The sequence below is a fragment of the Acidovorax carolinensis genome (assembly GCF_002157145.1).
In the GTDB taxonomy this organism is placed as follows: Bacteria; Pseudomonadota; Gammaproteobacteria; order Burkholderiales; family Burkholderiaceae_C; genus Acidovorax; species Acidovorax carolinensis.
This window is the reverse complement of record NZ_CP021361.1, coordinates 920,209-940,059: the sequence shown is the minus strand read 5'-3', so window position 1 is coordinate 940,059 and position 19,851 is coordinate 920,209. Positions and strand designations below refer to the sequence as shown.

The following is a 19,851-nucleotide window of genomic DNA, read 5'->3' as shown; positions in this document are numbered from 1 at the left end:
CTGAACTATGACCCAACCCACCGTAGGCATCATCGGCCTGGGCGCCATGGGCGCTGGCATTGCCAAAACCCTGCGCACCAACGGCTTCACCATCCATGTGTGCGATGTGCGTCCGGGCGTGGCCGAGGCCTTTGCGGCCAATGGCGGAACCGCCCACCCCACCGCAGCCGCCCTGGCAGCGGTGAGCGACGTGGTGGTGTCGGTGGTGGTCAACGCCGCGCAGACCGAAAGCGTGCTGTTTGGCGAAGACGGCAAGGGCGGCGCAGCTGCCACCATGCGCCCCGGCAGCACCTTCGTGATGTGCTCCACGGTGGACCCAAACTGGTCCGTCGCGCTGGAAGCCCGCCTGAACGCACTGGGCCTGCACTACGTAGACGCCCCCATCTCCGGCGGCGCAGCCAAGGCCGCCTCGGGCCAGATGACCATGATGACCTCGGCCAAGCCCGAAGCCTATGCCGCCGCCAACGCCGTGCTCGACGGCATGGCCGGCAAGGTGTACCGCCTGGGCGACCAGGCCGGTGCGGGCAGCAAGGTCAAGATCATCAACCAGCTGCTGGCCGGCGTGCACATTGCCGTGGCCGCCGAAGCCATGGCCCTGGGCCTGCGCGAAGGCGTGGACGCCGCCGCGCTGTACGAGGTCATCACCCACAGCGCGGGCAACAGCTGGATGTTTGAAAACCGCATGGCCCATGTGCTGGCGGGCGACTACACGCCCCTGTCGGCAGTGGACATCTTCGTGAAGGACCTGGGCCTGGTGCTGGACACCGCTCGCGCCAGCAAATTCCCCCTGCCGCTGGCCGCCACCGCGCACCAGATGTTCATGCAGGCATCGACCGCGGGCTTTGCCAAGGAAGACGACAGCGCCGTGATCAAGATCTTCCCTGGCATCACACTGCCCGAGGGTAAGGAGAAGGCATGACACGCGCACTGCTGGGCTGCATCGCTGACGACTTCACCGGCGCCACCGACCTGGCCAACAACCTGGTGCGCGCCGGCATGCGCGTGGTGCAGGCCATGGGCGTGCCCACCGCGCCGCTTGATACCGAGGCCGATGCCATTGTGGTCGCGCTCAAGTCGCGCACCATCCCGGCGGCCGACGCCATTGCCCAGTCGCGCGCCGCGCTGCAGTGGCTGAATACCCAGGGTGCCGAGCAGATCTACTTCAAATACTGCTCCACCTTCGACAGCACAGCGGCAGGCAACATTGGGCCCGTGACCGATGCGCTGATGCAGGCGCTGGGCACCGACTTCACCATCGCCACCCCGGCCTTCCCCGACAACAAGCGCACCGTGTTCAAGGGCTACCTGTTTGTGGGCGATGTTCTGCTCAATGAAAGCGGCATGCAGAACCACCCGCTCACGCCCATGACGGATCCCAACCTCGTGCGCGTGCTGCAGGCACAGACGCCAAGCCGCGTGGGCCTGATCGACCACAGCGTGGTCGCGCAGGGCGAGGCCGCCATCCGCGCGCGCATCGCCCAGCTCCAGGCCGAGGGTGTGCGCATGGCCGTGGTCGATGCCGTCTCGAATGCCGACCTGCTGCGCCTGGGCCCAGCGCTCAAGGGCATGCCGCTGGTCACCGCCGGGTCGGGCGTGGCCATGGGCCTGCCGGGCAATTTTGGCGTGGCCCCCAGCAACGAGGCCGCACGCCTGCCTGCCGCGCAAGGGCTGCAGGCCATCGTGTCGGGCAGCTGCTCGGTGGCGACCAACCAGCAGGTGATGGATTTCATCAAGGCCGGCAAACCCGCGATGGCCATCGACCCGTTGCGCATTGCCGCGGGCATGGACGTGGCTGCCGAGGCGCTGGCCTGGGCCGAAGCCCACATCGCCCAGGGCCCGGTGCTGGTGTACTCCACCGCCGAGCCCTCGGCCGTGCGCGCCATCCAGGGCAAGCTCGGCTCTGACAAGGCAGGCGCCATGGTGGAGGAAACCATTGCCGCCATTGCGCGCGGCCTGGTGCAGCGCGGTGTGCGCCAACTCATCGTAGCGGGCGGTGAAACCTCGGGCGCTTGCGTGCAAGCCCTGGGCATCACGCAAATGCGCATTGGCGCGCAGATCGACCCCGGCGTGCCGTGGTGCCACGCCGTGGCACCCGATGCAACAGACGGCCTGCACATCACGCTGAAGTCGGGCAACTTTGGCAGTACCGACTTCTTCACCAAGGCTTTTGCACAATTGTCGGCATGAGCACCACCACCGCCTTCATGGATGAGAGCGAAGCCCGCGACGAAATCTGCCGCGTAGGCCGCAGCCTGTTTGAGCGCGGCTATGTGCATGCCACCGCTGGCAACATTAGCGTGCGACTGGCCGATGGCTACCTCATCACCCCCACCGACGCCTGCCTGGGCACACTGCAGCCCGAGCGGCTGGCGCGCCTGGACGCCCAAGGCCAGCAGGTGGCGGGCGACCGCGCCAGCAAGACCATTGCACTGCACCGGCAGATTTACGATGCATCGGCATCGACGACCGCGCCGGCCCGCTGCGTGATCCACACCCACAGCACGCACCTGGTGGGGTGCTCACTGCAAGCCGATGCCGCTGCAGGTGGTCAGTTGGCAACGGATGCGCAATTGCTGCCACCCATCACCCCCTACTTTGTGATGAAGGTGGGCCGCGTGCCGCACATTCCCTACCACCGCCCCGGTGATGCCGCAGCGGCGGCACTCGTGGCCCAGACCATCGGCCGCTATGCCGCGCAAGGCAGCCCGGTACGCGCCGTGATGCTGGCGCGACTGGGCCCCAACGTGTGGCACGACACACCGGCTGCTGCCATGGCCGTACTTGAGGAACTGGAAGAAACCGCCCGCCTGTGGCTGCTGTGCCAGCCCGCCCCACGCCGCTTACCGGGCCCCAGATTGAAGAACTGCGCCAGACCTTTGGCGCGCAGTGGTGAGGCCAAGCCTTCACCCCAGACAGAAAGAAACCCATGCCCCGTTTTGCCGCCAACCTGTCCATGCTCTACAACGATGTGGACTTTCTCGACCGTTTTGCCGCCGCCGCCCGCGATGGCTTCAAGGCGGTGGAATACCTCTTCCCCTACGCCTACCCCGCCCACGAACTGGCCGCACGTCTGCAGGCCAACGGCCTGCAACAAGTGCTGTTCAATGCCCCGCCCGGCAACTGGGACGCGGGCGAGCGCGGGCTGGCTTGCCTGCCTGGCCGCGAGGCCGAGTTCCGCGAAGGCATTGCCAAGGCCATTGACTACGCCAAGGCGCTGCAATGCCCGCGGATCCATGTCATGGCCGGGCTGGTGCCACAGGGTGCCGATGCGGCCACCGTGCGCGCCGCCTACATCACCAACGTGCGCTACGCCGCCGAGCAGGCCGCACCGCACGGCATACAGATCCTGCTGGAGCCCATCAATGGCCGCGACATGCCGGGCTTCTTCCTGAGCCGCCAGGACCAGGCCCACGCGCTGATTGCCGAGATCGGCGCCGCCAACGTCAAGGTGCAGATGGACCTGTACCACGCGCAGATCGTGGAAGGCGACCTGGCCATGAAGATCCGCCAGTGCCTGCCCACGGGCAATGTGGGCCACCTCCAGATCGCGGGCGTGCCCGAGCGCCATGAGCCCGATGTGGGCGAGGTCAACTACACCTACCTTTTCAAGCTGCTGGACAGCCTGGGCTACGACGGCTGGATCGGCTGCGAATACCGCCCGGCGCGCGGCACGGCACCCCACGCCACATCGGACGGGCTGGGATGGCTCAAGCCCTGGCTTTGAGGCGGGCCCTGGGTCTTGCAGCGTGCAGGCCCGGCATGTTTTCTGAGTGGCGGAGACCGGCGTTCCTGCGATATGTCACACATTGTTGTTGGCACGCCAAATGCATGGCAATGGCGCGGGTGGCGGCCCAGTGACGACAGGCAGTGAGCAGGCCTGCGCCACGCGCGCACACCCGGCACACTGCAGGAGACAACCATGCACACCTTCATGTCGGCCTACCCGCCCGCATTCGATGAGCCCACGCCGCTGGGCGAAACCGACACCCTCTTCCTGCGCCAGGCCATCGCCTGGGCATGCACCGCCCGGGCGCGCGGCAATCACCCGTTTGGGGCGGTAGTCGCCGGGGCCGACGGCATGCTGCTGGCCCAGGCGTATTGCACGACCACCGAATCTGGCGACCCGACAGGCCACGCCGAAATGAATGCGTTGCGGCAGCTCAGCCGCCATCTCACGCGGGAAGCCCGCGCCCACGCCACGCTCTACACGTCGGCCGAGCCCTGTGCGATGTGTGCTGCCGCCATTTTCTGGAGCGGCATCGGCCGCGTGGTTTTCGGCATCGACAGCCAGCGGCTGCGCAGCTTCCACAGCAACCGCCATGCCCAGCGAGACCTGGACCTGTCGTGCCGCGACGTGCTGGCCACCGCAACCCACCCCGTCGAATGCCTGGGCCCCGCGCTGCTGGAGGAATCCAGCGCGCCACACACCGGGTTCTGGTCTGCCTGAAGCGCGCACCATCCATCGCCCCCAGGTCGCCCATGTGGCTGCGCCCGACCAACCTTCATAATTAGCTACTTATTTAGTAGCAAACCGAATCATCCGATATGCCCTGGCACGCCCGCCTGCAGCTGAACTACACGGTGGAGAACGCCCGCACCGTGGCGCGCTTTGAGCACAGCGGGCCGCTGCGCATCCTGCAAAGCCTGTACCCCGAGGGCGACGCCATCTGCCACAACGTGCTGGTGCACCCACCGGGCGGTCTGGTGGGCGGCGACACGCTGGACATCAGTGCCACCGTAGGACCGGGCGCACACGGGCTGGTCACCACGCCGGGCGCAACGCGCTTTTACCGATCTGCCGGAGCGCGCGCGCTGCAGCACACGCACCTCACGCTCGAAGACAACGCCCGCCTGGAATGGTTGCCGCTGGAGGCGCTTTGCTACAACGCCTGCCATGCCGAAAACCACCTCACGCTGAAGCTCGCCCCCGGCGCCGAATGCATGGGCTGGGACGTGACCGCGCTGGGCCTGCCGCATGCCGGGCAACCCTTTGAAACCGGTCGCTTCGTGCAGCACATCGAGGTGCCCGGCCAGTGGCTGGAGCGCGGCGTGATCGACGCGGCCGACCACCGCCTGCTGCAGAGCCCGCTGGGACTGGCCGGGGAGCGCTGTATCGCCAGCCTGTTCTTTGTGACGGGCACCCCGCTGGACAAGGCCCGCCGTGACACCGCGCTGGACGCCGCCCGCGCGGTGATGGACGCCCATGCGTTCAGAGCCACCGCAGGCGCCACCAGCCCCAACGGGCAGGTGGTGGTGCTGCGCGCGCTGGCCCCGCAGGTGGAGCCGGCCATGCAGTTGCTCAAGCAGGTGCGGGCCGCGTGGCGTGCAGCCCTGTGGCAGCTTGGCGCCGAACCACCCCGCATCTGGTCAACGTAGGCTGCCATGCAGCGGGCGCTGGAACAGCGTCCAAAAAGGTGCCAACGATCAGATCGCCACGAGTTTGCGGATGCCCTTGGCCCCCATCTCGCTGCCCGGCCCGTACGCGATGACCTCGCCGCGTTCCATCACCAGGTAGTCGTCGGCCAGCTCCTGCGCAAAGTCGTAGTACTGCTCGCACAGCAGGATGGCAACCTTCTCCCCGTTCAGGCCCTTGTCGGCAAGCATGCGGATCACGCGGCCGATGTCCTTGATGATGCTGGGCTGGATGCCTTCGGTGGGCTCGTCCAGGATCAGCAGGCGCGGGCCGGGCGTAAGAGCCCGGGCGATGGCCAGCTGCTGCTGCTGCCCGCCCGAGAGGTCACCGCCACGGCGCTTGAGCATTTGCTTGAGCACGGGGAACAACTCGTACAGGTGCGGTGGCACGGGGGTGGAGCCACTTTTATAGGCCAGACCCATGCGCAGGTTCTCTTCCACGGTGAGGCGGCCGAAGATTTCGCGGCCTTGCGGGACGAAGCCGATGCCGGCGCGGGCGCGGTCGTAGGGCTTGGCCTGATCGAGGGGTTGGCCGTCGAAGGTGATGGAGCCGCTCTTGATGGGGACCAGGCCCATGAGGCTTTTGAGCAGCGTGGTCTTGCCCACACCGTTGCGGCCGAGCAGCACGGTGACTTTGCCGGGGGCAGCGGTGAGGCTCACGTCGCGCAGGATGTGGGAGCCGCCGTAGTACTGGTTGATGTTTTGGACGGTGAGCATGGTGGTTTATTTGAGTTTTTTTGGCCTCTAGCGCTTATTCAGCAAGCGCTATAAGCTATAAATTTTGTAGCATTTAGCATGCTTGTGCTGAGTGGCGGGAGCTGGGACGCTAAGCGTGCGACGTGCTTCAGCGCAGGGCGGAGGCCGGGAGTCGCCCGGCGTGCGAGTAACTTTCTTTTGCGTCGCCAAAAGAAAGTCACCAAAGAAAAGGCGACCCTACTGTGCGTGTCCCTTCGCTGCGCTACGGGCAACCTGCGATGCTCGGTCAGGGGGTGCGCCGCAGAACTCACTGCGCGCTGCGCGCTCCGTTCAAACAACTGCGGCGAGTCAGTGCACGAAGTGCGTGTGTCCTGCGGCACACGCACGCACCCCCTGCCCTGCGCTTCTCGGCACGCACAGAAGGGAACCCGCAACCGAACATCCACACGGGCCATTGCTGCGCTCGGCCACGAACACGCGGGCGCAAGCGCCACGCGCGGCGCAACCGGAGCCGAGCGAAGCAATGGCCCGTGTGGCTGTTCGGATGTTTCGGCTGTCCCACCCCTGCTGGCTGCGCCTGCGGCGGGGCGGTTGTGGGGTGAGCATGGGCGTCGCAGCGCCCATGCCTCGTGAACTGACTCGCCGTGGTTGTCCGAGCGGCGCGCGCCAGCGCAAAGCGAGTTCCACGGCGCACCCCGCAACCGCCCCGACGCAGGTTTGCCCCCACGCACCGCGTGGGGTCGCAGACTGGGAGTCGCCTTTTCTTTGGTGACTTTCTTTTGGCGACGCAAAAGAAAGTTACTCGCACGCCGGGCGACTCCCGGCCTCCGCACTCAACACAAGCACACCGCCCAAACCAGCGCACAAGCCCAGGCTTCGACAGGCTCAGCCCGAACGGTCGAGGTTCCGCTGCACGGTCACAGAGCAAAGAGCGCGCAGCCACCATCACCGCCCCAAATAAACCTCAATCACCCGCTCATCCCCCTGCACCTGATCCAGCGTCCCCTGCGCCAGCACAGCCCCATCACACAGCACAGTAACGATCTCCGAAATGGTACGAATGAACCCCATGTCATGCTCCACCACCATCAGCGAGTGCTTGCCCTTCAAAGTGAGAAACAGCTCCGCAGTCCGCGCCGTCTCCTCATCCGTCATCCCCGCCACCGGCTCGTCCAGCAACAGCAACTTCGGGTCCTGCATCAGCAGCATGCCAATCTCCAGCCACTGCTTTTGCCCATGGCTCAGGTTCCCCGCCATGCGCGTTACGCTTCCCTCCAGGTGAATGGTGTGCAGGATCTCCGCCAACCGGTCCGACTGCGCGGAGTCCAGACGGAAGAACATGCTCGACTTCACGCCCTTGTGGGTCTTCAACGCCAGCTCCAGGTTTTCAAAAACGCTGAGCTGCTCGAACACCGTGGGCTTCTGGAACTTGCGGCCAATGCCCAAACTGGCAATCTCAGGCTCGTTGTGGCGCAGCAGGTCGATGGTCGATCCAAAGTACACGGTGCCGCTGTCGGGCCGCGTCTTGCCGGTGATGATGTCCATCATCGTGGTCTTGCCCGCACCATTGGGGCCGATGATGCAGCGCAGCTCGCCGGGCGCAATATCCAGGCTCAGGTTGTTGATCGCCTTGAAGCCGTCAAAGCTCACGTTCACATCTTCGAGGTACAGGATGCGGCCGTGGGTGATGTCCACCTCGCCGGGCGTTGCCACGCGCGAGAAGCCCGCGGCACGGCCACCGGATTCGGTCTGGCCCGTCGCCACCGGCGCGTGCCGTTCCTGAAGACGCCGTGCGCCTTCTTCCATCAGGTCGGGCGTCATGGCACATCTCCCTTCGTTGTTGTCTTCGTCTTCGCTTTGAGCTTCTTCACCAGGCCCACCACGCCGTCGGGCAAGAACAGCGTGACCGCAATGAACAGCGCGCCCAGAAAGTACAGCCAGAACTCTGGCGCCGTCACTGTCAGCCAGCTCTTGGCACCGTTGACGATGAACGCGCCCACGATGGGCCCGATCAGCGTGGCGCGGCCACCCACCGCAGCCCACACGGCGATCTCGATGGAGTTGGCAGCGCTCATCTCGCCGGGGTTGATGATGCCGACCTGCGGCACGTACAAGGCGCCCGCCACACCGCACATCATGGCGCTGATGGTCCAGATGGTGAGCTTGTAGGGCAGCGGCGAATAGCCCGAAAACATGACCCGCGTTTCGGCATCGCGCACGGCCTGCAGCACGCGGCCGAACTTGCTGCGCACCAGCCAGCGCGCCAGCAAAAAGAAGCCGAGCAGCGCCAGGCCGGTGAGCACAAACAACGTCATGCGCATGGTCGGGGTGGCAATGGGGGTGCCCAGGATGCGCTTGAAGTCGGTAAAACCGTTGTTGCCGCCAAAGCCCGTCTCGTTGCGGAAGAACAGCAGCATGGCCGCATACGTCATGGCCTGCGTGATGATGGAAAAGTACACGCCTTTGATGCGTGAGCGGAAGGCGAAGTAGCCGAACACGAACGCAATGGCGCCGGGCACTGCGACGATCAGGATCAGCGTGGCGACAAAGCTGTCGGACAGTGCCCAGTGCCAGGGCAGCTCCTTCCAGTCCAGGAACACCATGAAGTCCGGCAGGTCGCTTTTGTAGTTGCCATCGCGGCCGATCTGGCGCATGAGGTACATGCCCATCACATAGCCACCCAGCGCAAAGAACAATCCGTGGCCCAGGCTGAGGATACCGGTGTAGCCCCAGATCAGGTCCATGGCCAGCGCACAGATGGCGTAGCACATGATCTTGCCCAGCAACGCCACGGCGTAGTCCGACAGGTGGAACATGCTGCCCGCAGGCACCCACAGGTTGAGCACGGGCGCCACGGCGCACACCACGATGAGCGCGACGATAAAGGCCGACCAGCCACCGCGCGTGAGCAGCGGCGCCGGTGCGGGCAGTTGGATGTTGGGAGAGGTTGGCGTAGTCATGGTCTGTCGTCTCTTGTGGCTTCAGTCGGCCGTACGCCCTTTGACCGCGAAGATGCCCTGGGGCCGCTTCTGGATGAAGATGATGATGAACACCAGCACCGCAATCTTGGCCAGCACGGCACCCGCCCAGCCTTCCAGGAACTTGTTGAGAATGCCCAGACCCAGCGCCGCATACACGGTGCCTGCGAGTTGGCCCACGCCGCCCAGCACCACCACCATGAAGGCATCGACGATGTAGCTCTGGCCCAGGTCGGGGCCCACGTTGCCCACCTGGCTCAGCGCGCAGCCCGCCAGGCCTGCAATGCCCGAGCCCAGGGCAAAGGCCATGGTGTCGATGCGCGCCGTGTTCACGCCCATGCACGAGGCAATGGGGCGGTTTTGCGTGACGCCGCGCACAAAAAGACCCAGGCGTGTGCGGCCAATGAGGTAGCCCATGCCCAGCAGCACGGCAATGGCAAAGCCGATGATGACGAGCCGGTTGTAGGGCAGCGTGAGGTTGGAGAGCACCTGCACGCCACCGCTCATCCAGGCGGGGTTTTCCACACCCACGTTCTGCGCGCCAAAAATCGTGCGCACCAGCTGCATCAGCACCAGGCTGATGCCCCAGGTGGCCAGCAGCGTCTCCAGTGGGCGGCCGTACAGAAAGCGCAGCACGCCGCGCTCCAGCACCGCGCCCACGGCGGCCGAGGCGCCAAAGGCCAGGGGCAGCGCAGCGACCAGGTACCAGTCGAATGCACCCGGAAAATACTTCTGGAACACGCCTTGCACCACATAGGTGGCGTAGGCGCCGATCATCATCAGCTCGCCATGGGCCATGTTGATCACGCCCATCAGGCCATAGGTGATGGCCAGGCCCAGCGCCACCAGCAGCAGGATGGAGCCCAGGCTGATGCCCGAGAATGCCGCGCCCAGGCGCTCGCCCCAGGCCAGTTGGCCGTCGATGGCGCGCAGGGCGGCCTGCAGTGCGGCCTTCACCTTGGCGTCTTCTTCGACGGTGACGCGTTCGTTGAGCAGCAGCCGCGTATCAGGTGTGGCGCTGAGCGACAGTGCCTGGGCGGCTGCGATACGTTGCGCGGGGTCGTCGCTGCCCAGCAGCGTGGCGGCGCGCGCCAGCTCCAGCTGGTTCTTGATCTTGTCGTTGGTCTCCTGCGCCAGTGCCTTGTCGAGCAGAGGCAGACGGCCTGCATCCGGTTCCTTGGTCAGTGCCTTGGCGGCGGCCATGCGCTGGGTTTCGTCCTTGCCAAACAGCGCCAGGCCCGCCAGGGCCGTGTCGATCTCGCCGCGCATGCGGTTGTTGTTGATGATGTCTTCGGCATCGGCGGGCACAGGGACCTCGGCGCCAGTGACAGGGTCGATGCCCTTGTCATCGCGCACGATCAGCGCCTTGCCATCGGCAACCTTCACCGCGTCGTCGGCCAGCGCCTGCAAGAAGGCGGCGGTGCGCTCGCTGGGCTCCACCACGGCCTGCTGCACGGCGGCCACACGGTCGTCGGTTTCGCCAGCGGCCATGGCCAGGGCCTGCTCGGCAGTGAGGGCGTTCGCTTGAACCGTGGCACACAACAGTATGCAGGCAAGCAGCCGTGAAAATAGTGAGGAAAGCATGGAAGGGCCAGTCGGTCAAAAGGCGGTCGGCCTGTGCCACGCGCACAGCCCATACCAGCGCCCCCGCGCAAGGGCCGCCCCGCCGCGCTGGGGGCGTCCCCTGCCCGCATCGCGCAGCGATGCGAGAGCGGGGGGAAGGCGCAAAGCGCCTCAGGGGAGTTACTTCTTCTCGGGTTCGTCCTTCTTCTTGTCGTTGCCTTCGATGTACGGGCTCCAGGGTTTGGCCTTCACGGGGCCGGGCGTCTTCCACACCACGTTGAACTGGCCGTCGGCCTTGATCTCCCCGATGAACACGCTCTTGTGCAGGTGGTGGTTCTTCTCGTCCATCTTGCTCACGATGCCGCTCGGCGCCTTGAAGGTCTGGCCGGCCATCGCGGCGATCACCTTGTCGGTGTCGGTGCTCTTGGCCTTTTCAACCGCCTGCTTCCACATGTTGATGCCGATGTAGGTGGCTTCCATCGGGTCGTTGGTGAGCGGCTTGTCCTTGTGGCCGGCAATGCCCTTGGCCTTGGCGTAGTCGCTCCACTTCTTGATGAACTCGGTGTTGGCCGGGTTCTTGATGGACTGGAAGTAGTTCCAGGCAGCCAGGTGGCCCACCAGCGGCTTGGTATCCACTCCGCGCAGCTCTTCCTCACCCACGCTGAATGCGACCACGGGCACATCCTTGGCCTTCAGGCCCGCGTTGCCCAACTCCTTGTAGAACGGCACGTTGGAGTCGCCGTTGATGGTGGACACCACGGCCGTCTTGCCCCCCTGGCTGAACTTCTTGATGTCGGCCACGATGGTCTGATAGTCCGAATGGCCGAACGGGGTGTACTTCTCTTCGATGTCGCTATCCTTCACGCCCTTCGCTTTGAGGTAGGCGCGCAGGATCTTGTTGGTGGTGCGGGGGTAGACGTAGTCGGTGCCCAGCAGCACCCAGCGCTTGGCCGCGCCGCCGTCCTTGCTCATCAGGTAGTCCACCGCAGGGATGGCCTGCTGGTTGGGCGCGGCGCCGGTGTAGAACACGTTCTTGGACAGTTCTTCGCCCTCGTACTGCACGGGGTAGAACAACAGGCCGTTCATTTCTTCCACGACCGGCAGCACTGACTTGCGTGACACCGAGGTCCAGCAGCCGAAGATGACCGCCACCTTGTCCTGGCCCAGCAGCTGCTTGGTCTTTTCGGCAAACAGCGGCCAGTTGGACGCGGGGTCCACCACCACGGGCTCGAGCTTCTTGCCCAGCACGCCGCCCTTGCCGTTGATCTCGTCAATCGCCATCAGCACGGTGTCTTTCAGCACCGTCTCGGAGATGGCCATGGTGCCCGACAGGCTGTGCAGGATGCCGACCTTGATGGTCTCCTGGGCGTGGGCTGGCAGCGCAGACAGGCCAGCGAGCGCAGCGACGGCCGCGAGGGCCTTGAGGGAATAACGACGTTGCATGTGTGCTTCTCCAGTGGGTGGTTTCAAACCGCTTCGCCCGATGGCCCCGAAGGGGGTTTTGGTCGGTCGATGGAATGGATTCTGGAGACTGCACCCCCGATCGGAAATACGCCGGGTGGCGTATGCCGCAGGCACCGGCACGCGCCCAAGCCCTGCTGGGCAGGGCACCTGCACCCGTGGTGCTCGTAACAGGATTCAAACCGCACTTCGCATAAGCATCTGCACTTTGCGCATTCGACACCGGCTCCCCGCGCGCCTACGCTGCATACCTGTGCCGAGCTGCTTGCAGCCCAACATGCGCCATCCAACGGGCACCGGCAACCAGACAGCCATTCTTGAACGCACCTCCCCTGGGAGTGCACCTACCGCCAACAAGGAACCCTCTCCATGCAGCAAATGCTCAATCGCCGTACCTTCGGTGCCGGACTCGCGGCACTCGCCACCCTGTCGGGCCTGCGTGCGCGAGCCCAGGTTGCCCTTCCCAAGGAAGTCCGGATCGGTTTTCAGAAAGGCTCGGCCATCCTGGTGCTGGCCAAGAAGCAGCAGGTGATTGAAGCCCGGCTCAAAGCGCTGGGCGTCGCCAGCGTCAAGTGGATTGAATTCCAGTTCGGTCCGCCCCTGCTGGAGGCATTGGGCGCCGGCGCCGTCGACCTGGGCTCGGTCGGCGACACGCCGCCCATCTTCGCGCAGGCGGGTGGCGCCAACCTGGTGTACGCCGCCGCCTCGCCCTCCAGCCACAGTGCGGTGCTGGTGCCGCGCAACTCGCCCATCCATTCCTTGGCCGATCTCCGGGGCAAAAAGGTGGCGTTTGGCAGAGGCTCCAGCGCCCACAACGTCACAGTGCGGGCGCTGGCCCTGGCGGGCCTGAAGTTCGACGACATCGTGCCCACCTACCTGTCCCCGGCCGACGCCACGGCGGCCTTCAACGGCGGCAACATCGACGCCTGGGTGGTGTGGGACCCTTATTACGCCATCGCGGTGGAGCGGTACGGCGCCCGCGTGATCGCCGACACGTCGGACAAGCGCCTGACCAGTTCGTCGTACTACATCGCATCGCGCAGTTTTGCCACGCAATACCCGGCAGCCCTGTCTGCCGCGCTCGAAGAGATCGGCAAGACCACCGTGTGGGCAGGCCACCACCGCGCGGAGCTGGCTGCACTGGCCGCCGAAGCCACGGGCATTGACGTGAAGTCCTGGACCACCGCGTTCGCGCGCGCCGAGTTCTCGCTGGGCCCCGTGACGGAGTCGCACATAGCCCAGCAGCAGCAACTGGCCGACACCTTTCAAGCGCTGGGCATCATCCCGCGCAAGATCCAGGTAAAAGACATCGTCTGGAGGGCGCCTGCGCTTTAACGGCCCGGGACGGCAGGCACTACAGCAGCTGTGCGACGGTGCGCCCATTGCGGCAAGCGCTGCAACACCCCAGCCAGGACGAAACGGCCCCGCCGGTCAAGTCACCGGCGTGTGAACGGGGGCCAGTCGAAGCCAGCAAATGCTATGAGTTCGATAGCTATTAGCGCTTTATAGACAAGCGCTGGCGCCAGAAAATGCATGAAATCAGCCTTCAAACTGCGGATGGAACTGCCGGATGCGGTTCATTGCCATGGCGGCGGCGGCGGTGCGCGTCTCGACCCCCAGCTTGGCAAACACGCGTTCCAGGTGCTTTTTGACTGTGGCGGGGCTGGCCCCCAGGATGTCGCCGATGTCGCGGTTGATCTTGCCCTTGACCACCCAGTACAGCACCTCGGCCTCGCGCGCTGTGAGCTTGAAGGACAGAATCATGGATTCGATGATCTTCGCGTCGGACACCTCGCGCATCACGATGAGCCAGTCGCCACCGCCTGCGCTGTCGCCCGCCTGCTGGTGCAAGCGAAAGGTGAGGCGGCGTGCGCCCTGCTCCACCGCCAGGCGCGGCGGCTCGGCCAGCGAAGCCTCCAGCAGCTCGGCCGCGTTGTCGGCCAGCACATGGCGGCGCAGCCAGGCCTGCACGGGCTCGGGTGCCCACTGGCCAAACGGGGTGGGCATACCATCGGGGCCGACCTCGCCAAAGTAGCTTTGCAACAGCTCGCGCGCCAGCGGGGTCTGCCACACGATGCGGCCATCCGCTGCGCGCACGGTGATGCTGGCGTAGCCAAACGCATCCAGCGCGTTGCGCGCCTCGCGCGCCTGGCGCGCGTCCTGCCGGGCCTTGCGGGCAGCGCCCAGGTGCACGCCCATGCGGGCCATTACCTCGCGCGGCTTGATGGGCTTGGTGACGTAGTCCACGCCGCCGGCCTCGAGCGCGGCGACCAGGTGCTCGGTCTCGGTGAGGCCCGTCATGAAGATGATGGGGATGTGCGCCGTGGCGGGCGATGCCTTGAGGCGCCGGGCGACTTCAAAGCCGTCCATGCCCGGCATCATGGCGTCGAGCAACACAATGTCGGGCAGGGCCTGGGCCGCACGCTGCAGCGCCGCCTCGCCGTGCATGGCCACCAGCACGGTGTAGCCCGATTCATCCAGCGCGTCGTGCAGTACGGCCAGGTTGTCGGGCACGTCGTCCACGATCAGCACCACATCGCTGTCGCTGCGGTCCAGCGCGCTGGCGGGCGCTGTGGGAGGGTGAGAGGGAAAGGGGTTGGCAGTGGTCATCACGAGGGTGCCTGCTCCAGTATCTGGCCCATGGCATCGAACTGGAATTGCTGGGCCAGTTGCCGCATGGTGCCGACAAAAGCGCTGTGTGCGGGCTGGCTGCGCTCAATGTCATCCAGCGTGTTGAGAATGCCCCGGTAGTAGCCCAAGGACACCGCCTGTGCCAGAGCCAGCAACGCAGCGGCATCGGGGTAAGTGAGGGGTGCGGGCGCCGCAGACACCACGGCGGGTTCAGCACCCGCGGGCGCTGTAGTGGCCTCGTCGTATTGCCACTGCAGGCCCAGGCGGCGTTCGAGCCAGTCCAGCAGCTCGCTGTGGCGCACGGGCTTGACGATGAAGTCTTCGGGGCGGATGTCCACGTCGTTGTCGAGCGCCTTGTCGAAAGCATTGGCGGAAACGATGGCACATTGCACGTGGGGCAGGTGCATCTGCCGCACGCGCCGCAGCGTTTCCCATCCGTCGATACCCGGCATGGCCAGGTCCATGAAGATCACGTGCGGACGGTACCCAGTGGCCAGCAGGTCCAGCGCATCGTGGCCGCTGGCGGCCTGGCGCAGCGCAAAGCCCAGAGGTACGAGCAGTTGCACCAGCAGCTCGCGGTCGGGCTCTTCGTTGTCCACCACCAGTATGCGGCGGCGCTCGCCCGCGTAGCCCCTGCGCGCGCGCTGGGTGCGTGCGGCCCATGCGGCGGGCGCTGTCGCCGCCTTGCCCAGCGCCTCGCCATGCACTTCGGGCAGGAACAGCTTGACGTGGAACACCGAGCCCACACCCGGTGTGCTGCTCACCGTCAGCTCGCCGCCCATGAGCGCGGTGAGCATCTTGGCGATGGTCAGGCCCAGCCCAGCCCCCGGCGCGGCCGCCGTGCTGCCACCGCCCGATCCGCCACGCGCAAAGGGCTCGAAGATGCGCTCGATCTCATCGGCGCTGAGGCCCGGCCCCGTGTCCTGCACCTCAATGCGTGCCATCTCGCGCGCATAGCGCACGCGCAACGTGACGGTGCCCTGCGCCGTGAACTTGACGGCGTTGCCCAGCAGGTTGATGAGGATCTGGCGCAGCCGCTTTTCGTCGGCACGCACCACTTCGGGAATCACCCCCAGCACATCGAACTGGAAGGCCAGGCCCTTGGCGGCAGCCTGTAGCTCGAACAGGCTGGCCATCTCGTGCAGGCCGTCGGCAAAACGCATGGGCGTGACATCGAGCGTGAGCTTGCCAGACTCGATGCGCGCGATGTCCAGCGTGCCTTCGATGAGCGACAACAAATGTTCACCCCCGCGGCGGATGACGTGCACCGCCTGCTTGCGGTGCGGCGGCACGCCCGCATCCTCGCCCATCAGCTGCGCATAGCCCAGGATGGAGTTGAGCGGCGTGCGGATCTCGTGGCTGATGGCGCTGATGTAGCGGCTCTTGGCCTGGTTGGCCTGGTCGGCCGCGCGCTGGGCCGTTTCGGCCACCTGGCGCGCCTGCTCGGCCACGCTGCGCGCGGTCTGCAGGGCCTCGTCGGTCTGGCGGTGCAGCTCGATCTCGCGCACCAAGAGGCCGGTCTGGCGGTTGGATTCCTCCTGCGCCACCTGGCGGCTCTTGTGCGCCAGAACCAGCCACCAGGCCACGATGCCCGAGATCACCAGCAGCGCGAGATACGCCTTGAGCAGGCCCGAGCGCAACGCCACTTCGGGTGCCGCCATCACCTCGGTGTCCGTGGCCGCCTGGGCGATGGTGTTGAGCTCCTGGTGGTACAGCAGGCCCATCACCGACGCCAGCAGCGGCGCAATCACCAGCATCAGCAGCAGGAAGTGGCCCAGGCCCGTGTCCAGATAGCGCCAGATGGCACGCGGCAGCACCCAGCGCAGCGCGGCCGACCACTGCACCGCCATGCTCGCGTGCGGCTTGCACAGGTCGCCGCAGCGCGCGTCCAGCGTGCAGCACAGCGAGCAGATGGCGCCCCGGTAGGCGGGACACTGGGCCATATCGGGCGCTTCGTATTCGCGCTCGCAGATCACGCAACGCTGCACGGTGAAGCGCTGGTAGCTGCCCATGTCGGAAGCCCGCGCGCCGGGCACAGGTCCCGCCACAGGCACAGCCACCGTCTCGCTCTGCCGCGCGATGTAGTACTTGCCGCGCGTGGCCCAGGCGATCAGCGGCGCCGTCACAAAGGCCACCGCCATCGCAATGACGGCCGAGAACGCCTGCGGCAGCGGGCCAAACAGCCCCAGGTGCGCACTGATGGACAGCACCGACGCCAGCGCCATCGATCCCACGCCCACGGGGTTGATGTCGTAGAGGTGCGCACGTTTGAACTCGATGCCCTTGGGCGACAGGCCCAGCGGCTTGTTGATGACGAGGTCCGCCACTACCGACATGATCCAGGCGATGGCGATGTTGGAGTACAACCCCAGCACCTCGCCCATGGCGCGGAACACGTTCATCTCCATCAGCATGAAGGCGATCAGCGTGTTGAACACCACCCACACCACCCGCCCCGGGTGGCTGTGCGTGAGGCGCGAGAAAAAGTTGGACCATGCCAGCGACCCCGCATAGGCGTTGGTCACGTTGATCTTCATCTGCGAGACGACCACAAACAGCGCCGTGGCCGCCACCGCCCACCCATAGTGCGGGAAGACATACTCGTAGGCCACCAGGTACATCTGGTTCGGGTCCACCGCGCGCTCGGCGGGCACCATGTGCGTGAGCGCTAGGTAGGCCAGCAGCGCACCGCCCAGCATCTTGAGCACACCCAGCACCACCCAGCCCGGCCCACCCACCAGCACCCCCAGCCACCAGCGGCCGCGCGTGGTGGCGGTGCGGGCGGGCATGAAGCGCAGATAGTCGGCCTGCTCCCCCATCTGGGTAATGAGCGCAATGCCCACGGTGAGCGCCGCACCAAACAAGGGCAGTTGGAACGTGGCACTGCGCGCTAATTCACCACCGTAGTGCACCACCCCAGAAAACGCACCAGGATCGCGCAGCAGCACATAGGCAAACGGTACCACCAGCATCAGCAGCCACAGCGGCTGCGTCCACACCTGCAGGCGGCTGATGGCCGACACGCCGTGCGTGACCAGCGGAATCACCACAATGGCGCAGATCAGGTACCCCCAGGTGGGTGGAATGTCGAGCGCCAGCTCCAGCGCATAGGCCATCACGGCGGCTTCGAGCGCGAAGAAGATGAAGGTGAAGCTCGCGTAGATCAGCGAGGTGAGCGTGGAGCCAATGTAGCCAAAGCCCGCGCCGCGCGTGAGCAGGTCCATGTCCACCCCATAGCGCGCCGCATACACGCTGATGGGCAGCCCCGCCAGAAAGATGATGAGCCCCGTAGCCACGATGGCCCAGAAGGCGTTGATGAAGCCATACTGCACCAGCAGCGTGGCCCCCACGGCTTCGAGGATCAGGAAGGATGCGGCGCCAAAGGCCGTGTTGGCCACCCGCCATTCGGACCACTTGCGAAATCGCTGGGGCGTGTAGCGCAGCGCATAGTCCTCCATGGTCTCGGTGGCCACCCAGCTGTTGTAGTCCCGCCGGACCTTGACCACCTGCTGGGGCGCCTGTGCGTCGGCATCCGGCCCTGGCACAGGGGCCGAACTGGCGTCGGGCGGGGCAAAGGGGGTGTTGGAGGGAGGCATGGGCAAAGGGCGGCGACAGCCCCTGCAAGTGCAGTTTCCATGCCACGGGTTGCCTTTGTATGCGGTGCACCTTCGCCCTCTGGCGTATGGCGGGCACGGGGCTTGCTGCCTATGATGAATCCACTGCCCTTCGGACCGCATGGCCATCGTTGACGATTACGCCGTGTGTCCGGCCTGAACAACCCGCTACACGAGCCCACCTCTCCTTACATTGAGCAGAACGACATGGAACTGACCCCTCGTGAGAAAGACAAGCTACTGATCTTCACCGCCGCCCTGCTGGCCGAGCGCCGAAAGGCCCGGGGACTGAAGCTCAACTACCCCGAGGCGGTGGCCCTGATCAGCGCCGCCGTGATGGAAGGCGCGCGCGACGGCAAGACTGTGGCCCAGCTCATGAGCGAAGGCCGCACCGTGCTGACCCGCGCCGATGTGATGGAAGGCATCCCCGAGATGATTCCGGACATCCAGGTCGAGGCCACGTTCCCCGATGGGACCAAGCTGGTCACCGTCCACCAACCCATCGTTTAACCCCCCGTTCGTATTTCTCTCTGTGGAGCCCCCATGCGCATCGCCCTCTCACACCGCCACACAGCCGCTCTTCTTTTCATAGCTGCCAGCGCAATTGGTACTAGCGCCAGCGCCCATACCGGCGCTGAATCGCACATCCACAACAGTTTTCTGAGCGGCTTTGCCCACCCCCTGTTCGGTCTGGACCACTTGGCCGCCATGGTGGCCGTGGGCCTGTGGAGCGCCCTGGCCGCACGCAGCGCGGGGCGCGACCTGCTGTGGGGCCCCGTGGGCTTTGCGGCCATGCTGCTGGTGGGCGCCGTGCTGGGCCTGGAGGGTGTGGCGCTGCCAGCGGTGGAGCCCATGATTGCCGCGTCGCTGCTGGTCACCGGCCTGCTGGTCGTGTCGCGCCTGCGCGTTCCCGGGCTGGCGGCGGCGCTGGGTGTGGGCGCGTTTGCCGTCTTCCACGGCGTGGCCCATGGCTATGAGCTGGCAGGCAGCGACAGCGCCTGGTTGACCCTGGCGGGCATGCTCACGGCTACCGTGCTGCTGCACAGCGCAGGCCTGGCCGCTGGCTGGGCACTGCGCCACCGCCATGTGTGGCTGGCCCGCGCTGCAGGTGCTGGCGTGGCTGCGTTCGGTGGCGCGCTGCTGGCGCAGATGGCCTGAGCATTCCCTGCAAGGAGCCATCATGATCCCCGGCGAACTTCTCACCGAACCCGGTGAACACCTGCTCAACACCGGCCGCCGCACCCTGACGCTGGTGGTGCGCAACACCGGCGACCGGCCCATCCAGGTCGGCTCGCACTACCACTTTGCCGAGACCAACAACGCCCTGGGCTTTGACCGTGCGGCTGCGCGCGGCATGCGGCTGAACATTGCGTCGGGCACCGCCGTGCGCTTTGAGCCCGGCCAGGAGCGCACCGTGGAGCTGGTGGACTACGCGGGCGACCGCCGGGTGTACGGCTTTCAGGGCCTGACGCAGGGCGCACTCTAGCAATTCATAG

16 protein-coding genes and 1 pseudogene are annotated in these 19,851 nt (G+C 65.9%); 10 read left to right on the top strand and 7 right to left on the bottom strand.

Translation table 11 applies throughout. The features are described 5' to 3' along the window. Positions 1-7: 7 nt before the first annotated feature. From ltnD to CBP34_RS04400, 6 genes and pseudogenes are all read left to right on the top strand, one after another. Positions 8-919, top strand: coding sequence for an L-threonate dehydrogenase (gene ltnD, locus CBP34_RS04425; protein WP_094097411.1), 912 nt, complete (start codon positions 8-10; stop codon positions 917-919). Then, positions 916-2,187, top strand: a complete 1,272-nt coding sequence (otnK, locus tag CBP34_RS04420; RefSeq protein WP_094097410.1) for a 3-oxo-tetronate kinase — start codon at positions 916-918, stop codon at positions 2,185-2,187. The genes ltnD and otnK overlap by 4 nt, the downstream gene beginning before the upstream one ends. 17 nt (positions 2,188-2,204) lie before the next feature. Then, positions 2,205-2,893: pseudogene (locus tag CBP34_RS04415) on the top strand (class II aldolase/adducin family protein). Positions 2,894-2,926: 33 nt separating this feature from the next. Next, positions 2,927-3,724, top strand: a complete 798-nt coding sequence (otnI, locus tag CBP34_RS04410) for a 2-oxo-tetronate isomerase (RefSeq protein ID WP_086926762.1) — start codon at positions 2,927-2,929, stop codon at positions 3,722-3,724. A gap of 195 nt (positions 3,725-3,919) precedes the next feature. Then, on the top strand, positions 3,920-4,447 hold the full coding sequence (locus CBP34_RS04405; protein ID WP_086926761.1) for a nucleoside deaminase: 528 nt from the start codon (positions 3,920-3,922) through the stop codon (positions 4,445-4,447). 98 nt (positions 4,448-4,545) lie between these two features. After that, positions 4,546-5,376, top strand: coding sequence for an urease accessory protein UreD (locus tag CBP34_RS04400; protein ID WP_094097409.1), 831 nt, complete (start codon positions 4,546-4,548; stop codon positions 5,374-5,376). Between the two features lie 48 nt (positions 5,377-5,424). Here the strand turns inward: CBP34_RS04400 and urtE are convergent, their stop codons facing one another. From urtE to urtA, 5 genes are all read right to left on the bottom strand, one after another. Beyond that, on the bottom strand, positions 5,425-6,129 hold the full coding sequence (gene urtE / locus CBP34_RS04395; RefSeq protein ID WP_094097408.1) for an urea ABC transporter ATP-binding subunit UrtE: 705 nt from the start codon (positions 6,127-6,129) through the stop codon (positions 5,425-5,427). Between the two features lie 924 nt (positions 6,130-7,053). Then, the gene (urtD, locus tag CBP34_RS04390) at positions 7,054-7,929 is read right to left on the bottom strand and encodes an urea ABC transporter ATP-binding protein UrtD (protein ID WP_094097407.1); all 876 of its coding nucleotides are present in this window, start codon (positions 7,927-7,929) and stop codon (positions 7,054-7,056) included. Continuing rightward, a complete protein-coding gene (gene urtC, locus CBP34_RS04385; RefSeq protein WP_094097406.1) occupies positions 7,926-9,068 on the bottom strand; it encodes an urea ABC transporter permease subunit UrtC in 1,143 nt (380 codons plus the stop codon). The genes urtD and urtC overlap by 4 nt, the downstream gene beginning before the upstream one ends. A 21-nt stretch (positions 9,069-9,089) precedes the next feature. Next, positions 9,090-10,670, bottom strand: a complete 1,581-nt coding sequence (gene urtB / locus CBP34_RS04380; RefSeq protein WP_094097405.1) for an urea ABC transporter permease subunit UrtB — start codon at positions 10,668-10,670, stop codon at positions 9,090-9,092. 159 nt (positions 10,671-10,829) lie between these two features. Further along, positions 10,830-12,092, bottom strand: coding sequence for an urea ABC transporter substrate-binding protein (gene urtA, locus CBP34_RS04375; protein WP_094097404.1), 1,263 nt, complete (start codon positions 12,090-12,092; stop codon positions 10,830-10,832). Positions 12,093-12,479: 387 nt separating this feature from the next. On the opposite strand from urtA, the gene CBP34_RS04370 reads away from it, so the two are divergent. Continuing rightward, positions 12,480-13,445, top strand: coding sequence for an aliphatic sulfonate ABC transporter substrate-binding protein (locus CBP34_RS04370; protein ID WP_208616370.1), 966 nt, complete (start codon positions 12,480-12,482; stop codon positions 13,443-13,445). 204 nt (positions 13,446-13,649) lie between these two features. On the opposite strand, the gene CBP34_RS04365 is transcribed toward CBP34_RS04370, so the two are convergent. Beyond that, positions 13,650-14,720 (bottom strand): response regulator, encoded by a 1,071-nt coding sequence (locus CBP34_RS04365; protein WP_094097403.1) that lies wholly within the window; start codon positions 14,718-14,720, stop codon positions 13,650-13,652. Continuing rightward, positions 14,720-18,337: a hybrid sensor histidine kinase/response regulator gene (locus CBP34_RS04360; protein WP_094097402.1), complete on the bottom strand. Its 3,618-nt coding sequence runs from the start codon at positions 18,335-18,337 to the stop codon at positions 14,720-14,722. Before CBP34_RS04360 ends, CBP34_RS04365 begins: the two co-directional genes overlap by 1 nt. Before the next feature lie 225 nt (positions 18,338-18,562). Here CBP34_RS04360 and CBP34_RS04355 point away from each other — a divergent pair, with 225 nt between their 5' ends. From CBP34_RS04355 to CBP34_RS04345, 3 genes are read left to right on the top strand one after another with little or no spacing between them, the layout of a single operon-like run. Next, a complete protein-coding gene (locus CBP34_RS04355) occupies positions 18,563-18,865 on the top strand; it encodes an urease subunit gamma (RefSeq protein WP_015012806.1) in 303 nt (100 codons plus the stop codon). Between the two features lie 33 nt (positions 18,866-18,898). Then, positions 18,899-19,513 carry a HupE/UreJ family protein gene (locus tag CBP34_RS04350; RefSeq protein ID WP_094097401.1) on the top strand — a complete coding sequence of 205 codons (615 nt, stop codon included), beginning with the start codon at positions 18,899-18,901 and terminating at the stop codon, positions 19,511-19,513. 22 nt (positions 19,514-19,535) lie between these two features. Continuing rightward, the gene (locus tag CBP34_RS04345) at positions 19,536-19,841 is read left to right on the top strand and encodes an urease subunit beta (RefSeq protein WP_094097400.1); all 306 of its coding nucleotides are present in this window, start codon (positions 19,536-19,538) and stop codon (positions 19,839-19,841) included. Positions 19,842-19,851: the final 10 nt, after the last annotated feature.

Excerpts from the sequence above, each read along its gene's own strand:
- ltnD (WP_094097411.1), top strand. The coding sequence starts at position 8 with ATGACCCAACCCACCGTAGGCATCATCGGCCTGGGCGCCATGGGCGCT.
- urtD (WP_094097407.1), bottom strand. The coding sequence starts at position 7,929 with ATGACGCCCGACCTGATGGAAGAAGGCGCACGGCGTCTTCAGGAACGG.
- urtB (WP_094097405.1), bottom strand. The coding sequence starts at position 10,670 with ATGCTTTCCTCACTATTTTCACGGCTGCTTGCCTGCATACTGTTGTGT.
- CBP34_RS04355 (WP_015012806.1), top strand. The coding sequence starts at position 18,563 with ATGGAACTGACCCCTCGTGAGAAAGACAAGCTACTGATCTTCACCGCC.
- urtE (WP_094097408.1), bottom strand. The coding sequence starts at position 6,129 with ATGCTCACCGTCCAAAACATCAACCAGTACTACGGCGGCTCCCACATC.
- CBP34_RS04345 (WP_094097400.1), top strand. The coding sequence starts at position 19,536 with ATGATCCCCGGCGAACTTCTCACCGAACCCGGTGAACACCTGCTCAAC.
- CBP34_RS04365 (WP_094097403.1), bottom strand. The coding sequence starts at position 14,720 with ATGACCACTGCCAACCCCTTTCCCTCTCACCCTCCCACAGCGCCCGCC.
- urtA (WP_094097404.1), bottom strand. The coding sequence starts at position 12,092 with ATGCAACGTCGTTATTCCCTCAAGGCCCTCGCGGCCGTCGCTGCGCTC.
- CBP34_RS04360 (WP_094097402.1), bottom strand. The coding sequence starts at position 18,337 with ATGCCTCCCTCCAACACCCCCTTTGCCCCGCCCGACGCCAGTTCGGCC.
- CBP34_RS04400 (WP_094097409.1), top strand. The coding sequence starts at position 4,546 with ATGCCCTGGCACGCCCGCCTGCAGCTGAACTACACGGTGGAGAACGCC.
- urtC (WP_094097406.1), bottom strand. The coding sequence starts at position 9,068 with ATGACTACGCCAACCTCTCCCAACATCCAACTGCCCGCACCGGCGCCG.
- CBP34_RS04350 (WP_094097401.1), top strand. The coding sequence starts at position 18,899 with ATGCGCATCGCCCTCTCACACCGCCACACAGCCGCTCTTCTTTTCATA.
- CBP34_RS04405 (WP_086926761.1), top strand. The coding sequence starts at position 3,920 with ATGCACACCTTCATGTCGGCCTACCCGCCCGCATTCGATGAGCCCACG.
- CBP34_RS04370 (WP_208616370.1), top strand. The coding sequence starts at position 12,480 with ATGCAGCAAATGCTCAATCGCCGTACCTTCGGTGCCGGACTCGCGGCA.
- otnI (WP_086926762.1), top strand. The coding sequence starts at position 2,927 with ATGCCCCGTTTTGCCGCCAACCTGTCCATGCTCTACAACGATGTGGAC.
- otnK (WP_094097410.1), top strand. The coding sequence starts at position 916 with ATGACACGCGCACTGCTGGGCTGCATCGCTGACGACTTCACCGGCGCC.